Here is an 18,487-nt window from a genome sequence, read left to right on the forward strand (position 1 = left end):
CCTGGGCGGCCCGCCGGACCCCTTCCAGCGGTTCTCGCAGCCGCACATGGCGCTGCCCGCCCTGCTCGGCGCGGCCGGACCGGACCCGCTGCGGGCCGCCGCCGACGCGGTCCACGCGGCGGTGGCGACGTACGGCGAGGACCACCGGACCCTGCTGGCGGAGGTCCGGGCCGTCCTGGCGGCGAAAGGCTGACCGCTCGGCGGGGCGGCATCACCGGCGGGCCTTCAGCAGGTGAACCTGGGCGACTGCACCGACCCGTAGCGCTGGTCGTTGTTGGTGATCCAGGTGTCGATCACCAGTGTGCCGCCGAGGGCGCAGTACAGGTGGTGGTTGAAGTACTGGTACGACCTGGTCGAGGTCAGGTCGCTGGCGTAGGTGGCGAGGATGCTCGGGTAGAAGTCGCTGATCGAGCCGTCGGCGTTGACCCGGGCGACGGCCTGCCAGACGCGCACCTGGGTGGTCGGCGTGCCGTACACGCCCACCGTCGCGGACATGCTGTTCGGCCCGAGGTCGTCGCCGTTCGCGCACGGCAGAAGCGAGACGCCGTACCCCACGGACACCGGCTGGTTGGCGCCGTTGACCATGCGGCAGCCACCGCCGCCGATCGTCACCGCCGAGGCGCTGTCGGCCGAGCCGAGGACCAGACCGAGGGCCGCTGTCGCGAGGGCGAGGTGCTTGAGCTTGCGCATGGAGGGACTTCCTCTCCTGTGGTGGACCGGGCGCCGCCACCCTCGTGGTTCCGGCGCCGGGTCACCAGCTGTTCGGTGCCCGGTCTAATAGTTCGGAACGGGCCCGCCGCGGGCCCGCCCGAGGCATCATCAGCTGTGCTCGAAATCGGCTTCGGGACGGCGGACCTGGCGCGGGTCAGGTTCGCCGTCTCTCCCATGGACCACGTGCTCGGCGGGGTGGCCGGCGCGCAGCACCACTGCGTCCGCGATTCGGTCGGCCGCGAGCGCTGGTGGCGCCGGGTGAAGGGCCGGGTTCCGCAGCGGGCCGCACCCCTGGTCGACCTGGTCAACGCGAGTCCGCTCGGTGTGCCGATGTTCCTGGCCGCCGAGCCCACCACTGTCCTCGCGGCCCTCGCGGACGAACTCGACGCCATGCTCGCGCTGCCCGAGGCCGAGGTTCAGCAGGAGCTCGCGTGCTACGGCTCGGGCCCTCGGGTGCCCCGCATCATCGAGGAGCTGCGCGACGGCGGCACCCGTCGGCTGCGCCGGGTCACCGACGCGGCCTGGACGCTGTTCCGGGCCTGCCTCGCCCCCGACTGGCCCGATATCAGCCGTGCTCTCGGAGCCGACATCGCCCACCGCTCGCGCACCATCGCCGAGGAGGGGACCGGCGCGATGCTGAACGGGCTCCATCCGGGCCTGAACTGGCGAGCCACGGGAACCCTGCGGTACGCCGGACCGGAGTGGGACCTCGCGTTCGACCTCGGCGGGCGGGGTCTGGAGCTGCGCCCGAGCCGGTTCCTGACCATGCCGACCGCGCTCCTCGCCGACCACAGGTCGCCGGTCCTGATGTACCCGGGCCTGGACCTCCGGGCCCGCGGCGCCGACGGGCTGGCCGGGCTGATCGGCGCGGCTCGCGCCCGGGCCCTGCGGGCGATCGCCGAGGAGCCCTGCACCACGGGCCGGCTGGCCGAACGGCTCGGTGTGTCCCCGCCGACCGCGTCCGTCCACGCCAGTGCCCTGCGCGAGGCCGGGGCCATCACCACCGAGCGCCGGGGGCGGCAGGTCCGGCACAGCCTCTCCCCGCTCGGACACCACCTCCTCTACGGAGGCTGACCAGGACGGTCCGGCGCCGCCTCCCGTCGGACCTGCCGCCGTGCCATGCCGGGGTGGTACCGCGGTACTACAGGCGCGTCGATGATCAGCCCCCGGTACCACGGATCGGAGTCGTCTCCGCACTTAGCGTGTAAGGCGAGGGCGGCCGGGACGGACCGGCCCCGGAGCACCGAGGTGAGCGATGATCGAAGCACACCAGCTGACGAAGCGGTACGGGGAGAAGACCGCCGTGGACCGGCTGGACTTCACGGTCCGGCCGGGGACGGTGACGGGCTTCCTCGGGCCGAACGGCGCGGGCAAGTCCACCACGATGCGGATGATCGTCGGGCTGGACGCGCCCACCGGCGGTTCGGTGCGGGTGAACGGCCGCCGCTACGCCGAGCACGCGGCGCCGCTGCAGGAGGTCGGCGCGTTGCTGGAGGCCAAGTCGATCCACCCGGGCCGCTCCGCCTTCAACCACCTGATGGTCCAGGCCCACACCCACGGCATCCCGCGCCGCCGGGTCGACGAGGTCGTCGAGCTGACCGGACTGTCGTCGGTGGCCCGCAAGCGTGCCGGGGCGTTCTCGCTCGGCATGGGCCAGCGGCTCGGCATCGCCTCGGCGCTGCTCGGCGATCCCGCCACGGTGATGCTGGACGAGCCGGTCAACGGCCTCGACCCCGAGGGCGTGCTGTGGATCCGCAACCTGCTCACCTCGCTCGCCGCCGAGGGCCGCACCGTCTTCGTGTCCTCGCACCTGATGAGCGAGATGGCCCTGGTCGCCGACCACCTGATCATCGTCGGACGGGGCCGGCTGCTGGCCGACACCACCGTGCAGGAGCTGGTCCGCCAGGCCGGCGGGGACGTGGTCAAGGTGGCCAGCGCCGATCCGGCCCGGCTGCGCACCGCGCTGGCCGGCCCCGGTGTGGAGGTCACCGGCCAGGCGGGCTCGGAGGAACTGCTGGTCGCCGGGCGCACCGCCCGCGAGATCGGTCTGGCGGCCGCCGAGCAGGGCATCGCCCTCTTCGAGCTCACCCCCCGGACGGTCTCCCTGGAGGAGGCGTTCATGGACCTGACCCGCGATGCCGTCGAGTACCACGGCATCACCACCGTCACCGCCACCACCGCCGAACCTGCCGCCACTGCGGCAACTGCCGCCACCGCCGTCGGCACCGAGAGCCCGAGGAGCGTGGCATGACCACCATCGCATCGAGCCGGACGTCCGCGTCCGCCGACCCGAGGCCGGCGCGTCCCGCGTACAAGGTGACGGCGCTGCGGGTGCTGCGCTCCGAGTGGGCGAAGCTGTGGTCGCTGCGCTCCACCTGGATCACGCTCGGGCTGGCCCTGCTCTTTCTGGTCGGCTTCGGGCTGATCGCCGCGTACCAGTTCAAGTCGCGGATGACCTCGGGCCGCCCGATGGACCGGGACTTCGCGGACGCGAGCACGCTGAGCCTCTCGCTGTTCGGCACCAACTTCGCCCAGCTGGCGCTCGGCGTCCTCGGCGTGCTGGTCGCCGCCGGGGAGTACTCGACCGGCATGATCCGCTCCACCCTGGCGGCCGTGCCGCGCCGACTGCCGGTGCTCTGGTCCAAGGCCGCCGTGTACGGGCTGATCGCGCTGGTGCTCGGCACCGTCGGGGCGTTCGCGGTCTTCACCGCCGACAGCGGAGTCCTCTCCGGGACGCGAGCGGCGATGACCCTCTCCGACACCGGGGTGGTGCGGGGCCTGGCGGGTGCCGGGCTCTACCTGGCGCTGGTCGGCGTGATCGGCGTCGCGCTCGGCGCGCTGCTGCGCTCGGTGGCCGGCGGCATCGCGGTGCTGGTGGCCACGCTGATGCTGGTCCCCGGGCTGACTTCGCTGCTGCCCAGCTCCTGGCAGAGCCATCTCAGCCCCTACCTGCCCAGCCACGCGGGCGAGGCGATGTTCGCCCTGCACCACGACTCGGCCACGCTCTCGCCGACGGCCGGCCTGGCCGTCTTCCTCGGCTGGACGGTCCTCGCCCTCGGCGCGGCGGCCGTTCGGCTGGTGCGCACCGACGCCTGAGAGACTCGGTACCGAGGAGATCCGCCGCGGCGCCGGGAGCAACCGGCGCCGCCCGCACGTCACGACGCCCGGACGACCAGGGAGGTGCCACCGGTGAGCGAGCACACCACCGCCCCGAGCCCGTTCGCGGCCGCCGGCCCAGCGGCCGCAGGCTCAGCGCCCGCCGGTCCAGCGCCTGCCGGTCCAGCGCCCGTCGACACGGCAGTCGCCGACACCCTGTCCGGTCACCCGCTGCTCGCCCGCCTGGCCCGGTTCAACCAGCGGCTGCGGCAGGCGGACCGTGACCACCCCTGGGCGCTCGACGCCGCGGTGGTGGTCGTCGCCTTCCTGCTGTTCTGCCTGCCCGACCTCCTCCCCGCCCACGTCGAGGGCGGGCCGCGCGAGCACCGGATCGTGCTCGCCCGGCTGCCGCTGCCGCAGACGCTTGCCCTGCAAGCGGGCCTGGTGCTGCCGCTGCTGTGGCGCCGCCGCCGGCCCACGGCGGCCTTCGCCGCGATCATGGCCGTGTTCGTCCTGCAGTGGTCGCTGGACGTCGGCCTGCGCGCCGACGCCGCCCTGCTGGTCGCCCTCTACAGCCTGGCGCTGCACGGTCGGCTGCGGCACCTGGCGTGGTCCTGCGCGGCCATGGCGGTGGCCGTCGCCCTGGTCGCGGTGGCCGTCTCCGGTGGCGGGCTGCCGGTCGGCGACGCGCTGTTCTTCCTGTTCAGCGCCGCGACGGCGGCCGTGGCCCTGGGCATCGCGGTGCGCGTCCGGCGCGCCCAGCTGGCCGGGCTGCGGGAGCGGGCCGCCCGGCTGGAGATCGAGCGCGACCAGCGCAGCCGGCTCGCCGCCGCCACCGAACGCACCCGGGTGGCCCGGGAGATGCACGACATCATCGGCCACAACCTGTCCGTCATCGTCACCCTGGCCGACGGCGGCGCGTACGCGGCGCAGGCCGCCCCCGAACGCGGCCGGGAGGCGCTGCTGCTGATCGGTGACACCAGCCGGCAGGCGCTCGGCGAGCTGCGGCGGATGCTCGGCGTGCTGCACGACCAGGGCGGCCAGGCAGCCGACTACACCCCGCAGCCCGGCATCGCCGACGTCGACGGGCTGTGCGCCCGGATCCGTGCCGCCGGCCCCCAGGTGGTGTACACGGCCGCCGGTGCGCTGGACCGGCTGGACCGCGGCGTCCAGCTGATGGCCTACCGCATCGTCCAGGAGGCGCTCACCAACACCCTCAAGCACGCCGGCCCCGAGGCCCGGGCACACGTGACCCTGACCGCCGACGCCGAGCGGCTGCGGGTACGCGTCGAGGACACCGGCCCGCCCGGCGGTTCCCGCTGGCACGGGCGCACGGAAGGGTACGGCCACGGCCTGGCCGGGATGCGCGAACGCGCGGCCCTGTACGGCGGCACCGTCACGGCGGGCCCCACCCCCGGCACGGGATGGACCGTCGAGGCCGTCCTGCACCTCACCCCAGACCCGGATCCAGGCCTCGACTCCGTCCCCGGCCCGGACTCCGTCCCCGGCCCGGTTTCCACCCCCGACCCGACAGGCGGCCCGACGTGACCACCGTCCTCATCGTGGACGACCAGCCCTTGCAGCGCTACGGCTTCCGCATGCTGCTGGAGAGCCAGCCCGACACCGAGGTGGTCGGCGAGGCGGCCCACGGCGGCGAGGCCGTCCGGCTGACCGCCGACCTGCGCCCCGACGTCGTCCTGATGGACATCCGGATGCCCGGCATGGACGGCATCGAGGCCACCCGCCACATCGTCGCCAGCGGCGGGCGCTCCCGCATCCTGGTGCTGACCACCTTCGACCTCGACGAGTACGCGCACGCCGCGCTGCGCGCCGGGGCCAGCGGCTTCCTGCTCAAGGACGTCCGCCCGGAGGAACTGCTGGCCGGCATCCGCGCGGTCTCCGAGGGCGACGCCGTGGTCGCCCCCGCGGTCACCCGGCGGCTGCTCGACGCCTACGCCCACCGCCTGCCGGTCCGCCCGCCGGGTGCCGCGCCCGCCGCGGACCCGCGGCTGGACGCCCTGACCGACCGCGAGCGGGAGATCCTGGTCGCCATTGCCCACGGCTGGTCCAACAGCGAGATCGCCCAGCGCCTGGTGCTGGCGGAGTCGACCGTCAAGACGCACGTCAGCCGGGTGCTGTCGAAGATCGCCGCCCGGGACCGCGTCCAGGCCGTGATCTTCGCCTACGACCGCGGCCTGACCCACCCCAACCCGCCGGTCTGACGGCCGGGCCGGCCGGTGGGCGCGGGCCGTCGTCGGGCCGCGGCACGCCTCCTGAGCCGGTCACGGGGCCGCTGCCTCATGCGTCCGGGACATCGGGTGGAGCAGTCTTCAACCATCCGGACTGGCCCGGTGACGAGAGGGCGGACATGGCTGCGGAGAGCGCGCGAGGAGCCTGGTGGCGGCCGCGGTCCGGACCTGCGGAGCGACAACTGACCGCGGCCGGGCTGTGCGCCCTCCTCTGCCTGGTGGCCGGCGGCCTGTGGGCCGGGTACGTGGTGAGCCACCTCGGCGTCGCCGGGATCTCCTCGCCCGCCCGCCTCCTGCCGGTGCTCGGCTACGGCCTGGCCGCCGTCGCCGGCGGGGTGCTGCTGCACGCCCACCGGCCCGGCAACCAGCTCGGCTGGGTGCTGCTCGTGTACGGGACGGCGCTGATCGTCCCGCTCGCCGCCCAGGCCCCGCTCTGGGTGGAGGGGGGAAGTCCGGGCGTGGTCGGGGCCATGGTGGTCCTGGTGTCGGCGGGCTACGCCGTCAGCGGCCCGCTGTGGCACGCGCTGCCGCTGTGGCTGCCGTACGGGACGCTGCCGAGCAGGCGGTGGTGGCTGGCGATCGGGGCCGTGGGCCTGTGGCGGCTGGCCCCGGCCAGTTACTCCTTCTCCGAACCCACCGTGTTCGGGCAGCCCAACCCGTTCGCCGGCAGTGCCTTCGCGAAGTGGCTGGGGGCCCTCAACGACCGGCTGTACGACGCCCAGCTCGCCGTGTTCGTCGCGCTGGCCGTCCTGGTGGTGCTGGTCCCGCTCGCCCGCATCCGCGGGGTGTCCGGGCGGCGCCGGCAGAACGTGCTGATCGCCCTCGGGGTGTACCTGCTGTGGGGCGGGGCCGAGTTCGGCGACTACTTCGACCAGAGCACGGTCTCGTACGTCGTGTTCGCACTCACCTCGGCGCTCTGGACGGTCACCCTGGCCGCCGTCGTGGTCAGGGACGGGTCCTGGCGGCTCGACCGGGCCGCCCGCCGGGTGCTGGTCGGCCTGCTGGTGGCCGCCGGGCTGGCCGTGGTGTTCGTGGTGGTGGCCTGCGTGCTCTCCACCATGCTGATGCCGGGCCACGGCCTCGGGGCGCTGACGGTGGTCGCCGCCGTCTTCCTGCTCGCGATCGGTCTGCCCCGGGGGGTGCGCTGGGCCTCCGGCGTCGTGGACCGCTGGTACTACGGCTCGCGCGCCCAGCCGTACCAGGTGCTGCGCAGCCTGGCGGGGAGGGTCAGCCAGACCGTCGACCCGCAGGAGGTGCCGGGCGTGCTGTGCCGCACCGTCGGCGACGAACTGCGGCTTCCTGGTGTGGAGTTGACCGTCTCCACCCGGGGTGGTGAACGGTCGCTGGCCGCCGTCGGGGAGCTCTCGGGCAGCGGCGAGGACTTCCCCCTGGTCCACCGCGGGGCCCGGATCGGACGGCTCACCGTCGCCCCGCGCGAGGGCCAGCGGGTGCTCGACCACAGCGACCGCGACATCCTGCGCTCGCTCGCCGACCAGGCCGCGCCCGCCGTCGCCTCGCTCCAGCTGACGGAGGACCTGCGGGCCAGCCGCGAGCAGATCGTCGCGGCCCGCGAGGAGGAGCGCCGCCAGCTGCGCCGCGACATCCACGACGGACTCGGCCCGATGCTGGCCGGGCTGCGACTGCGCCTCCAGGGAGCCGCCGCGGTGGACGACCCGACGCTCTACTCCAGCGTGCTGGACCGGGTCGCGGACGACCTCGCCTCGGCCGTCCGGGAGGTCCGGCGGATCACCGACCGGCTCGGGCCCACCGCGCTGGGCGACTACGGGCTGTCCCGCGCGCTCGGCCGGCTCGCCGAGACCTTCAGCGGCCCCGACCTCGTCGTCAGCACCCGGCTGGAGCCCGACCCGCTGCCGGCGCTGCCCGCCGCCGTCGAGGTCGCGGTCTACCGGATCACTGCGGAGGCGCTCAACAACGTGCTGCGCCACGCGCGGGCGAGCGGCGCCACGGTGGCCGTCCGGGTGGACGCCGGGCGGCTGGAACTCGACGTCGAGGACGACGGGACGGGCCCCGGCTACGGCCTTCCGGTGCAGCCGGGGGTGGGGCTGAGGTCGATGTCGGAGCGGGCCGCGGAGATCGGCGGCAGCTGCACGGTGGACGCCCTGGGGCACGGCACCCGGGTGCACGCGGTGCTGCCGCGCCGGCCCGCGGGCGGCTGAGCGGGCAGCGCCCGAACCACGGGGCGCCGCCAACCAGGCCCGAAGGTGTCAAGGCCCCCGGACAGGAAAGGCCCCCGGCGCGACGGGCGTCGGCCGGGGGCGGGGCGGGGCTCCGAGCGGAGCGGCGGAGAGAGGGTCAACAACGGTCCGGAGGTGTGCAGCGCCTGGCGCTGAGCTCGGCGGGGGCGACGCCCGCACTGGGCTCGGGGAGCGGTCGCGCTCCCTCGGCGCCCGCGAGCAGGCATCGGCACGCCCGGATGGCAGCGCCGGCGCTCACCGCGGCGAAGGCCGCGGCGGCACCGGCGGCCGCCAGTGCCGTACTGGCCTTTTTGTCGGTCATGGGGTCCTCCACGAGGGCTTCCGCAGGCCTTTCCGCTTCGACCTGCTCCTCCATGCCACCGCCTGTGCCGCCCCAGCCGCATGGGGCGATTGTCCTGTCCCGGTCCTGTTGTGATGCGAACACCGGATCGGGTCGGACCGGATCGGGTCGGATCGGGTCGGATCGTGCGGAACCCGGACGGTAACCGGAACGGGTTCGTTCACTAACATCGAAAGTGGCCCCCGGCGATGTCCGTGAGATAGGAAATACATTCACCACCGCGCGCCCGGTCCGGGATTTCCCGGAGATCGCGGGCGAATGCGTGGCACGACGGGATCGAGGAAGGGCGACGGAAGAAGGTGCGCAACCATGACCGCTGAGACGGATGCCGGGCACGGACCGGCGTCGGGCGCCCCGCTGCGGCGGCGCGGCGAGGCGCTGGAGAGCGCCATCTACGAGGCGGTCCTCCAGCAGCTCACCACCGACGGCTACGCCCGGCTGACCATGGAGGGGGTGGCCGCCGCCGCGCAGACCGGCAAGGCCGCGCTCTACCGCCGCTGGTCCTCCAAGGAGGAACTGGTCAAGGACGCGCTGCGGGCCAGCCTGCCGCCGTCCGGCCCGGCCCCCGACACCGGCAGCCTGCGCGGGGACCTGCTGGAGGTGGTCACCAGGCTGCGCGGCGCGATGTTCAGCGAGCTGGGCGCCGCGGTGCGGGCCGTCATGAGCGAACTCGACAACCAGCGGGCGCACGCCTTCGTCGAGATCGTGCTGGAGCGGGTTGTCGAGCCGACGACGGCGCTGATCGCCGAGGTGCTGGACCGCGGCACCACGCGCGGCGAGGTCCGCCAGGGGGCGGTCACCCCGCTGGTGACCGACCTGGTGCCGGCGCTGATGCTGTACCGGATCAAGCTGTGCGGCGGGGACCCGGTGCAGCTCGATCCGGCGGAGATCGTGGACGAGCTGCTGCTGCCGATCGTCCGCCCCTGACGGGGGCACCCCGGGGGTGCGGTGGGACGATCAGCGGCGGCCACCGGATTTCCCGGTGTCATCGCCGGCCGAAATCCCGCGGGTTCGGTTCCGGAGGGAATTCCCGCGGGATTCGGCGCGTCGGCGGAGGGAGTCCGGGCCGTGCCGGCTCAGGACCCGCTGTGGCGGAGCATCTCCTCGCGCTCGACAACCTTGACCCGCTCGCGCTGCTCGGCCTCGCCGAGCGCGCGCTCGTGGGTGTCCAGCTGCTTCCAGCCCTCCCAGGTGGTGAAGCGGACGCCCTGGGCGCGCAGGTGCTCCTCGACCGCGGCCGGGTCGGGCTCGACGGCGCCGGGCAGCCGGTCGGCGGCGTGGTCGTCCAGCAGGCAGGCGATGGTCTCGTTGGCGTCGCCCTTGGTGTGGCCGATCAGGCCGACCGGGCCGCGCTTGATCCAGCCGGTGACGTAGGTGGCGGTCCGGTGCGCGCCGTCGCCGTCCAGGACCCGGCCGGCCTGGTGCGGGACGGTGCCGGAGGCCGGGTCGAAGGGCAGCTTGGGCAGCTCGTCGGAGTAGTAGCCGACCGCGCGGTAGACCGACTGCACGTCCCAGTCGGTGAAGCCGCCGGTGCCGCGCACGTTGCCGGTGCCGTCCAGCTCGGTGCGCTCGGTGCGCAGGCCGACCACCCGGCCGTCCTCGCCGAGGACCTCCACCGGGGACTCGAAGAAGTGCAGGTACACCCGGTGCGGGCGGTCGCCGACGTCGCGGATCGCCCAGTTCTCCAGGGTGGAGGCGACCAGGTCGACGTGCTTGACCGAGCGGCGCTCGGCGATCGAGCCCTCGTCGTAGTCGATGTCCTCGGGGGCGACGATCACCTCGATGGTGGGGGAGTGGTCCAGCTCGCGCAGCTCCATCGGGCTGAACTTGGCCTGGGCCGGGCCGCGGCGGCCGAAGACGTGCACCTCGACGGCCCGGTTGCGGCGCAGGCCCTCGTACACGTTCGGCGGGATCTCGGTGGGCAGCAGCTCGTCGGCGGTCTTGGCGAGGATCCGGGCGACGTCCAGGGCGACGTTTCCGACGCCGAGCACGGCGACCTTCTCGGCCTCCAGCGGCCAGGTGCGGGGCACGTCCGGGTGGCCGTCGTACCAGGAGACGAAGTCGGCGGCGCCGTAGGAGCCGTCGAGGTGGATGCCGGGTATGTCCAGTGCGCGGTCGGCCATCGCGCCGGTCGAGAACACCACGGCGTCGTAGAAGCGGTGCAGGTCGTCCAGGGCGAGGTCGGCCGGGTAGTCGACGTTGCCGAAGAGCCGGACCTGGGGCTTGTCGAGCACCTGGTGCAGGGCCGTGACGATGCCCTTGATGCGCGGGTGGTCGGGGGCGACGCCGTAGCGGATCAGACCGAACGGGGCGGGCATCCGCTCGAACAGGTCGATCGAGACGCCGGGCGCCTGGGCGGCGTCGGACTTCAGCAGGGCGTCGGCGGCGTAGATGCCGGCGGGGCCGGCTCCGACGATCGCGACACGGATCGGGCGGGGCATGACGGATGGTCCTCCGGTCGGGCGCGGCGCAAGGTGGTCTGAACCTTTGTAGCAAACCGCACGGCTGACCTGCGAAGTAGGTCGCGTTGATCTATGGGGTCATAGAGATGACCTATGGCCTCGGGACCGGTCCCGGCGGCTGCCGGGACCGGCCCGGGGGCCTGGGGGGACCGGCCTGCGGGCGCCCAGCGAGGTCCGCGCGCCCGCAGGGTGGCCGCTACCGGTCCTCGCGTTCCGCTGCCGCGGCGACCAGGGCGCGGACGTGGTCCGGGGTGACACCGAGGCCGAAGCCGGTGAACTTCCGCAGGGGCACCTGGGCGGCGGCCTCCAGGAGCCGGGCGTCGCTGTCGGCCAGGGTAGTGGCGAACGGGAGCGAGGCCAGGTGTTCGGTGAGGAGGGCGGCACCGGTCGGGTGGGCCAGCCACTCGCCGAGGGAGGACATCTCGGTCAGCGGGTCGAGGATCTCGTCGCCGGGCGTCCACAGCGGGGTGCGCAGCCGGATGTCGCGGGAGGAGGCGCCCACCTCGACGGTGAAGGCGCCGGGATCGACGCGCCAGCCGCCGCGGGCCGTCGACCACCGGGCGAGGTCGCGGCCGGTGAGCCGGAACTCGGCCCGGTCCGACCGCCCCGGCTCCAGCCGGAGCTTGGCGAAGCCGCGCAGCTCGTGGCGCGGCCGGGTCGGCCGCGGCTCGTCGAAGGCGAGGTAGAGCTGGACCACTTCGGCGCCGGCGCGGGAGCCGGTGTTGGTGACGGTGGCGCGGACGGTCCAGGCGTTCTCCCCGGTCTGCTCCACGTCCAGGTCGTCGTACCGGAAGGTGGTGTAGCTCAGCCCGTGCCCGAAGGGGTAGGCGACGGGGAGGTCCAGGGTGTCGTAGTGGCGGTAGCCGACGTAGCGGCCCTCGCCGTACACGCTGTGCCCGTCCTGCCCGGGGAAGTGCAGGTGGGAGGGCGTGTCCCGGAGCCGGAGCGGGATGGACTCGGTGAGCTTGCCGGACGGGCTGTGCGCGCCGAACAGCAGGTCCGCCAGGGCGCTGCCGCCGGCCTGGCCGCCGAGCCAGGCCTCCAGGACGGCCGTCGCGTCGTGCTGCCAGTCGGCGACCGTCACCACCGAGCCGTTGGCCAGGACGACCGCGACCCGGGGGCAGACGGCGGCCACGTGCCGCAGCAGCGCGAGCTGCGCGGCGGGCAGGTCGAGGTCGGTGCGGTCCAGGCCCTCCGTCTCGGCGCTGTCGGGGAGGCCGAGGAACAGCAGCGCGGTGTCGGCCTCGGCGGCGAGGGCCACCGCCTCCGCGGCCATGGCGGCGTCGGGGGTGCCGTCCAGGGTGAAGCCGGGGGCGAAGGCCAGCGTGACCTCCGGGCCGGCCTGGGCGCGGAGCGCGTCCCAGGCGGTGTCGAGCCTGGTGGGGGTGACCCGGGAGCTGCCGTGGCCCTGGTAGCGGGGGGTGCGGGCGAACTCGCCGATCACGGCGATCCGTTGACGGGAGTGCGGGTCGAGCGGCAGCAGCCCGTCGTCGTTCTTGAGCAGCACGGCGCCGGAGCGAGCGGCCTCGCGGGCCAGTTCGTGGTGGGCGTCGGCGTCCCAGGCGGCGAGGTGCTCGGCCCGGTCCACCCGGTCGCGCAGCCGCAGCACGCGCTCGGCCGCGGTGGCGACGGCGGAGGCCGCCAGCCGGCCCTCCTCGACGGCGGTGACGATCTCCTGGTCGGTGCCGGTCGGAGGCATCTCCAGGTCGAGCCCGGCGGCCAGGGCGGCGACCCGGTCGTTGACGGCGCCCCAGTCGGACATCACCAGGCCGTCGAAGCCCCACTCCTCGCGCAGCACCCCGGTCAGCAGGCCGCGGTGGCGGCTCGCGTGGACACCGTTGACGCGGTTGTAGGAGCACATCACGGTGTACGGCCGGGCCTCGCGGACGATGTGTTCGAAGGCGGGCAGGTACAGCTCGCGCAGCGTCCGCTCGTCCACGTCCGCGCTGACGCGCATCCGGTCCGTCTCCTGGTTGTTGACGGCGAAGTGCTTGACGCAGGCGCCGATCCCGAGGGACTGGATGCCGGTGACGACCGCGGCGCCCATCCTTCCGCTCACGTGCGGGTCCTCGGAGAGGTACTCGAAGTTGCGGCCGCACAGCGGGCTGCGCTTGATGTTGACGCCGGGCCCGAGGATGACGTCGACCCCGAAGGCGGACGCCTCCCGGGCGAGGGCCGCGCCCACCCGGTGCGCGAGGCCGGTGTCCCAGGTGGAGCCGAGGGTGACGGCGGGCGGGAAACAGGTGGCGGGCAGGCTGGCGGCGAGGAAGGAGACGCCGGGGCCGTCCCCGGCGGGGCGGCGGATACCGTGCGGCCCGTCGGAGAGGGTGAGCGCGCGGACCGCGTCGCGTACCGGGGTGGTGGTCCAGGCGGTCGCGCCCGAGGTGAGCGAGGCCTGTTCGGCGAGGCTCAGTGCGGAAACCCGGTCGGAGGTCATGGTGGTCCTGTTCTCGCGCTGGGGGATGAGGGGTGGGATGGAGATCGGGGATGGCGGCGGCGGCCGTCAGCGGACGCGGCGTACGGGCAGGATGGCCAGGCCGCCGCCCAGGGTGACGGCGATGGCGAGCACGAACAGGGCGGAGTACCCGAACGCGGGCACGACCGCCCCGGCGACGATCGGCGCCAGCACCTGGGGCACGGTGTTGGCGAGGTTGAGGAACCCGAGGTCCTTGGCGCGGCTGTGCGCGTTCGGCAGGATCTCGGAGACGATCGCCTGGTCGACGGCGATGAGGCAGCCGAAGCCCAGCGAGGCCAGGACGGTGAAGAGGAGGAAGGACCACAGCGCGGGCGCCACGGTGAGCGGGACGAGCCCGACGGCGGCGAGCGCAGAGGCGGCGAGGACGAACGGCTTCCGGCGCCGCACCCGGTCCGACAGCGGCCCGGACACCGCCACCGCCGCGCCGGCGGCCACGGCGATGATCAGCCCGCCGATGGTGACGACCGTGCCCGCCTCCCGGGTGGACAGGCCCAAGTGGTCGGTCAGTACGAACAGTTGGTAGACCAGTACGAGGTGGATGCCAAGCATCGCCAGCAGCCGGCTGATCAGCGCCCAGAAGTAGTCGGCGTCCCGGGGCGGGAGCAGCGAGCGCAGCAGGCCGGCGCGGTTCGGTCCGGCGGCGGCGACGTCAGGGGCGTCGTCGAGGTTCGACCGGTCGGGGGCGAACCGGACGAAGGCCAGGGCGCCGAGGACGGCGAGCCAGGGCAGCCAGCGCAGCCCCTGCTCCGGGTGGGTCACCAGGAGGCCGCCCGCCACCGCTCCCAGGCCCTGGCCGAGCAGTTGGCCCAGGCCCGCCCAGGAGGAGGCCCAGCCGAGCCGCTCGGCGGGGACCCGGTCCGGCAGCACCGCGTACAGCGCGGCGAGCATGGCGTTGAGGCCGGTCTGGAAGCAGACGGTGAGTGCGAGGAGCGCGGCGAAGCCGCCGGCGGCGGACATCGCGGAGACGGACAGCGCGTAGGCGACGGCGCCCGCCAGGATCCACGGGTTGCGCCGGCCGTGGCGGGAACGGGTGCGGTCGGAGAGGAAGCCGAAGACGACCACGGCGAGGGTGGAACTGAGGGCTCCGGCCGTGGCGGCGGCGCTGTAGTGGGCGAGTTTGGTGTCCGGGTCGATGCGTTCGAACAGCGCCTGGAGCAGGGTCCAGCCCGCGGTGACCGGCAGCATCCAGCCGAGGTGGGCGATGCCCAGCAGCGGGCCGAGACGGGGTACGGGGGGCGGGGGCACGGGTGGCCCGGCCGCGTCCGCGGGTGGGGCGAGGTGGGTGGGGGCGGGGCGCACGGACGGCTCCTTTGCCGTGGCTGTGGGGGTGCGGTCACCATAGCCCTGAAAACCTTGATGCTCAATGTTTTGGTGCCGGGGCCCGCCGGGCGCTCGTAGAATCCGCTCATGACCAAGCCCAGGGGCCCCTACGCCAAGACCTCGGCGAAGCGCCGGCAGATCATCGACGCGGCCCTCGCCGCGTACGCGGAGGCGGGCAGCCGCAAGGTGTCGGTGCGGGACATCGCCCAGCGCGTCGGGATGACCGACGCCGGGGTGCTGCACCACTTCGGCGGGCGGGAGGCGCTGCTCACCGCGGTCCTCGCCGCCAGGGACGAGGCCGCCGCGGAGCGCTACGGCGCGCTGGAGGAGCGCAGCGCCGAGGAGAACCTGAGCATCCTGGCCGCCAACGCCTCGACGCCCGGCCTGGTCAAGCTCTTCGTGGACCTGGCCGCCGCCGCCGCCGAGCCGGAGCACCCGGCCCACGACTACTTCGGCGACCGGTACGACCGCCACCGTCGTCAGCTGGCCGCGCAACTCGCCGGAGCGGCGCCCGCCGTGGGGCCGGATGCCGAAGGGCCGGATGCCGAAGCCGTGGGCAGCGAGCGGCCGGACGCCGAAGGAGCGGGCGCCGAGGCGCAGGAGCGGGCGGCGTGGGCGGCCCGCATCCTCATCGCCGCGGCGGACGGGCTCCAGCTCCAGTGGCTGCTCGACCCGCGGATCGACATGGCCGACGACATCCGCCGGCTCGCCGACGCACTGCTGGACCGGCCGGCCGGCCGCCCCGGGGACCGCCCGGTCAGCTGACCGGGCCGAGCAGCGCCCGCCACCCGCGCCGGACCAGCTGCGGCACGTCCACCGACGGGTCGTTCAGCCACTGCAACTGCGCCCCCTCGACGAGGGCCAGGAAGGCGGCGGCCGTGAAGTCCGCGTCGAGACCGGCGTCCACCGCGCCGTCCGCCTGCCGGGCCTCCAGGTGGTCGCGTACGGCCGCGCGGAACCGCCCGAACCGCTCACGGAAGTACGCGTGGGCGGGGTGCCCGGGGTCCAGCGCGGCGGCGGCGAGGTGGACGTACAGCCGGGCCCGCGCCGGGTCGGCCACGTTGGCCGCCATGGCCTGGGCCATGAACTCGCCGGGATCGGCGTCCCCCGCGAGCGCGTCCCAGCGCAGCGCCGCCCGCTCGTCGGTGCTGCGCAGCACCTCGGTGAGCAGCTCGTCCTTGGACGCGAAGTGGTGCATGAGCCCGGTCAGGCTCACCCCGCTCTCCCGGGCGATCGCCCGCAGGGACGTCCCGCGCTCGCCCTCGCGGGCGAACACCTCGAACGCCGCCGCCAGGGCGCGGTCACGCTGGGCCCGTCCCTTGGGCGTCGAGCTGCGGTTGGCCATCCGGGAAGTCTAGGGCCCCGCCCGGTGACCCCTCGGGAGGTCTTGTCGCGAAAAACCGAACGCTGTACTGTTCCGGTCACCCGTCCGCCCCGAAGCACGACGGCGGAGCCGCGGCCCACCCGCCGGGACGGCATCACGAGGGCCGGGACGGCCTTCGGCACGGCGGCAGAGCGCCGTGGCCGGCCGCCTTCGGCAGCCTGACCTCCCCCGTCCCGACGGCCGCCGGCCGGGCCCGCGCCCACCCGCCCGCGCTCGCGCCGAGCCCGGGACGGCACCGACCCGAGGACATCCATGGACACTGACACCATCATCGTCGGCGCCGGCCTGGCCGGACTCGCCGCCGCCCACGAACTCACCTCCCGCGGACGCAAGGTGATCCTGGTCGACCAGGAGAACGCCGCCAACCTCGGCGGCCAGGCCTGGTGGTCCTTCGGCGGCCTGTTCCTGGTGGACTCACCGGAGCAGCGCCGGATGCGCGTCAAGGACTCCCTCGACCTCGCCTGGAACGACTGGCAGGGCAGCGCGCAGTTCGACCGCAGGGACGACCAGGACCTCTGGGCGGTGCGCTGGGCCCGTGCGTACGTCGAGTTCGCCGCCGGGGAGAAGCGCTCCTGGCTGGCCGGGCACGGGCTGCGCTTCCTGCCCACCGTCGGCTGGGCCGAACGCGGCGACCTCAGGGCCGACGGGCACGGCAACTCCGTCCCCCGCTTCCACGTCACCTGGGGTACCGGCACCGGCGTGGTCGAGCCCTTCGCCCGGTACGCCCGGCAGGCCGCCGCCGACGGGCTGCTGACCTTCCGCCACCGCCACCGCGTCGACGAACTCGTCGTCACCGACGGTGCGGTGACCGGCGTACGGGGCCGGGTGCTGGCCGCGGACGACTCGGCACGCGGCGTGGCCACCACCCGCGAGGAGACCGGGGACTTCGAACTCACCGCCCAGGCCGTCGTGGTGGCCGCGGGCGGCATCGGCGCCGACCACGACCTGGTCCGTGCCCACTGGCCCGCCCGCCTGGGCACACCGCCCCGGCGCATGGTCACCGGCGTCCCCGCCCACGTCGACGGGCGGATGCTCGGCATCAGCGCCGACGCCGGGGCGCGGCTGGTCAACAGCGACCGGATGTGGCACTACACCGAGGGCCTGCACAACTGGAACCCCGTCTGGCCCGGTCACGGCATCCGGATCCTGCCCGGCCCCTCCTCGATGTGGTTCGACGCCCTCGGCCGCCGGCTGCCCGAGCCCTGCCTGCCCGGCTACGACACCCTGGGGACCCTGCGCCACCTGCGCACCGCCCCCGGGCTGGCCGGGTACGACCACTCCTGGTTCGTCCTCACCCAGAAGATCATCGAGAAGGAGTTCGCGCTCTCCGGCTCCGAGCAGAACCCCGACATCACCGCCGGGGACCGCCGCGCCTTCGTGCGCGAGCGCCTGCTCGGCAAGGGCGCGCCCGCCCCGGTCGAGGCGTTCAAGCGGTACGGCGAGGACTTCGTGGTCGCCGCCACGGTGGAGGAACTGGTCGCGAAGATGAACGCGCTGACCGACACCCCGCTGCTGGACGCCGCGGTGGTGCGCCGCCAGATCGAGGCCCGCGACCGGCAACTGGCCAACCCCTACAGCAAGGACGCCCAGGTGCAGGGCATCCACAACTCCCGCCGCTACCTGGGCGACCGCCTCGGCCGCACCGCCGCCCCGCACCGGCTGCTCGACCCGGCCGCGGGCCCGCTGATCGGCGTCAGGCTGCACGTGGTCACCCGCAAGACGCTCGGCGGCATCCAGACCGACCTCTCCTCCCGCGCGCTCGGCGCCGACGGCACGCCGGTGCCGGGGCTCTACGCGGTGGGGGAGGCGGCCGGGTTCGGCGGCGGCGGCCTGCACGGCTACAACGCGCTGGAGGGCACCTTCCTCGGCGGCTGCCTGTTCTCCGGCCGGGTGTGCAGGGCATCCACAACTCCCGCCGCTACCTGGGCGACCGCCTCGGCCGCACCGCCGCCCCGCACCGGCTGCTCGACCCGGCCGCGGGCCCGCTGATCGGCGTCAGGCTGCACGTGGTCACCCGCAAGACGCTCGGCGGCATCCAGACCGACCTCTCCTCCCGCGCGCTCGGCGCCGACGGCACGCCGGTGCCGGGGCTCTACGCGGTGGGGGAGGCGGCCGGGTTCGGCGGCGGCGGCCTGCACGGCTACAACGCGCTGGAGGGCACCTTCCTCGGCGGCTGCCTGTTCTCCGGCCGGGTGGCCGGCCGCGCGGCGGCGGCGGCCACCGGGCGGGGGGG

At 74.5% G+C, this 18,487-nt stretch carries 14 protein-coding genes and 3 pseudogenes; 11 read left to right on the forward strand and 6 right to left on the reverse strand.

All coding sequences use genetic code 11. The annotated features are described in order from the left end of the window. Nucleotides 1-193: pseudogene (locus BU198_RS11670) on the forward strand (hypothetical protein); the annotation flags it as partial. Nucleotides 194-225: 32 nt separating this feature from the next. Here the strand turns inward: BU198_RS11670 and BU198_RS11675 are convergent. Further along, on the reverse strand, nucleotides 226-690 hold the full coding sequence (locus BU198_RS11675) for a hypothetical protein (RefSeq protein WP_188296709.1): 465 nt from the start codon (nucleotides 688-690) through the stop codon (nucleotides 226-228). A 135-nt stretch (nucleotides 691-825) separates the two neighbouring features. On the opposite strand from BU198_RS11675, the gene BU198_RS43770 reads away from it, so the two are divergent. The 6 genes from BU198_RS43770 to BU198_RS11705 all read left to right on the forward strand — a co-directional run bounded on the left by BU198_RS43770 (nucleotide 826) and on the right by BU198_RS11705 (nucleotide 8,233). Then, the gene (locus BU198_RS43770; RefSeq protein ID WP_188296710.1) at nucleotides 826-1,785 is read left to right on the forward strand and encodes an ArsR family transcriptional regulator; all 960 of its coding nucleotides are present in this window, start codon (nucleotides 826-828) and stop codon (nucleotides 1,783-1,785) included. A gap of 181 nt (nucleotides 1,786-1,966) precedes the next feature. Then, nucleotides 1,967-2,962 (forward strand): ATP-binding cassette domain-containing protein, encoded by a 996-nt coding sequence (locus BU198_RS11685; RefSeq protein WP_188296711.1) that lies wholly within the window; start codon nucleotides 1,967-1,969, stop codon nucleotides 2,960-2,962. Next, nucleotides 2,959-3,807 (forward strand): ABC transporter permease, encoded by an 849-nt coding sequence (locus BU198_RS11690; protein ID WP_188296712.1) that lies wholly within the window; start codon nucleotides 2,959-2,961, stop codon nucleotides 3,805-3,807. The genes BU198_RS11685 and BU198_RS11690 overlap by 4 nt, the downstream gene beginning before the upstream one ends. A gap of 216 nt (nucleotides 3,808-4,023) precedes the next feature. Continuing rightward, on the forward strand, nucleotides 4,024-5,355 hold the full coding sequence (locus BU198_RS11695) for a sensor histidine kinase (RefSeq protein ID WP_188296724.1): 1,332 nt from the start codon (nucleotides 4,024-4,026) through the stop codon (nucleotides 5,353-5,355). Further along, complete coding sequence (locus BU198_RS11700; RefSeq protein WP_188296713.1) at nucleotides 5,352-6,029, forward strand: response regulator; 678 nt, start codon at nucleotides 5,352-5,354, stop codon at nucleotides 6,027-6,029. The genes BU198_RS11695 and BU198_RS11700 overlap by 4 nt, the downstream gene beginning before the upstream one ends. Nucleotides 6,030-6,175: 146 nt before the next feature. Then, nucleotides 6,176-8,233 (forward strand): GAF domain-containing sensor histidine kinase, encoded by a 2,058-nt coding sequence (locus tag BU198_RS11705; protein WP_188296714.1) that lies wholly within the window; start codon nucleotides 6,176-6,178, stop codon nucleotides 8,231-8,233. Nucleotides 8,234-8,369: 136 nt separating this feature from the next. Here the strand turns inward: BU198_RS11705 and BU198_RS11710 are convergent, their stop codons facing one another. After that, a complete protein-coding gene (locus BU198_RS11710; RefSeq protein ID WP_188296715.1) occupies nucleotides 8,370-8,573 on the reverse strand; it encodes a hypothetical protein in 204 nt (67 codons plus the stop codon). A gap of 348 nt (nucleotides 8,574-8,921) precedes the next feature. On the opposite strand from BU198_RS11710, the gene BU198_RS11715 reads away from it, so the two are divergent. After that, nucleotides 8,922-9,539 (forward strand): TetR-like C-terminal domain-containing protein, encoded by a 618-nt coding sequence (locus BU198_RS11715; protein WP_188296716.1) that lies wholly within the window; start codon nucleotides 8,922-8,924, stop codon nucleotides 9,537-9,539. 149 nt (nucleotides 9,540-9,688) lie between these two features. Here BU198_RS11715 and BU198_RS11720 read toward each other — a convergent pair whose 3' ends face one another. The 3 genes from BU198_RS11720 to BU198_RS11730 form a co-directional block, all read right to left on the reverse strand. Further along, the gene (locus tag BU198_RS11720; protein ID WP_188296717.1) at nucleotides 9,689-11,053 is read right to left on the reverse strand and encodes an FAD-dependent oxidoreductase; all 1,365 of its coding nucleotides are present in this window, start codon (nucleotides 11,051-11,053) and stop codon (nucleotides 9,689-9,691) included. Between the two features lie 217 nt (nucleotides 11,054-11,270). Further along, nucleotides 11,271-13,511 (reverse strand): glycoside hydrolase family 3 C-terminal domain-containing protein, encoded by a 2,241-nt coding sequence (locus tag BU198_RS11725; protein ID WP_188296718.1) that lies wholly within the window; start codon nucleotides 13,509-13,511, stop codon nucleotides 11,271-11,273. A 66-nt stretch (nucleotides 13,512-13,577) separates the two neighbouring features. Continuing rightward, nucleotides 13,578-14,849: an MFS transporter gene (locus BU198_RS11730; RefSeq protein WP_188296719.1), complete on the reverse strand. Its 1,272-nt coding sequence runs from the start codon at nucleotides 14,847-14,849 to the stop codon at nucleotides 13,578-13,580. A gap of 108 nt (nucleotides 14,850-14,957) precedes the next feature. On the opposite strand from BU198_RS11730, the gene BU198_RS11735 reads away from it, so the two are divergent. Further along, a complete protein-coding gene (locus tag BU198_RS11735) occupies nucleotides 14,958-15,635 on the forward strand; it encodes a TetR/AcrR family transcriptional regulator (protein WP_188296720.1) in 678 nt (225 codons plus the stop codon). On the opposite strand, the gene BU198_RS11740 is transcribed toward BU198_RS11735, so the two are convergent. Then, the gene (locus tag BU198_RS11740) at nucleotides 15,628-16,215 is read right to left on the reverse strand and encodes a TetR/AcrR family transcriptional regulator (RefSeq protein ID WP_188296721.1); all 588 of its coding nucleotides are present in this window, start codon (nucleotides 16,213-16,215) and stop codon (nucleotides 15,628-15,630) included. The genes BU198_RS11735 and BU198_RS11740 overlap by 8 nt on opposite strands. A 291-nt stretch (nucleotides 16,216-16,506) precedes the next feature. Between BU198_RS11740 and BU198_RS11745 the strand changes: the two are divergent. Both BU198_RS11745 and BU198_RS11750 read left to right on the forward strand, forming a co-directional pair. Continuing rightward, nucleotides 16,507-18,144 (forward strand): annotated as a pseudogene (locus BU198_RS11745) (FAD-binding dehydrogenase); the annotation flags it as partial. 2 nt (nucleotides 18,145-18,146) lie between these two features. Continuing rightward, nucleotides 18,147-18,487 (forward strand): annotated as a pseudogene (locus BU198_RS11750) (FAD-binding protein); the annotation flags it as partial.

The organism is Streptomyces sp. CBMA156 (assembly GCF_014596515.1).
In the GTDB taxonomy this organism is placed as follows: domain Bacteria; phylum Actinomycetota; class Actinomycetes; order Streptomycetales; family Streptomycetaceae; genus Kitasatospora.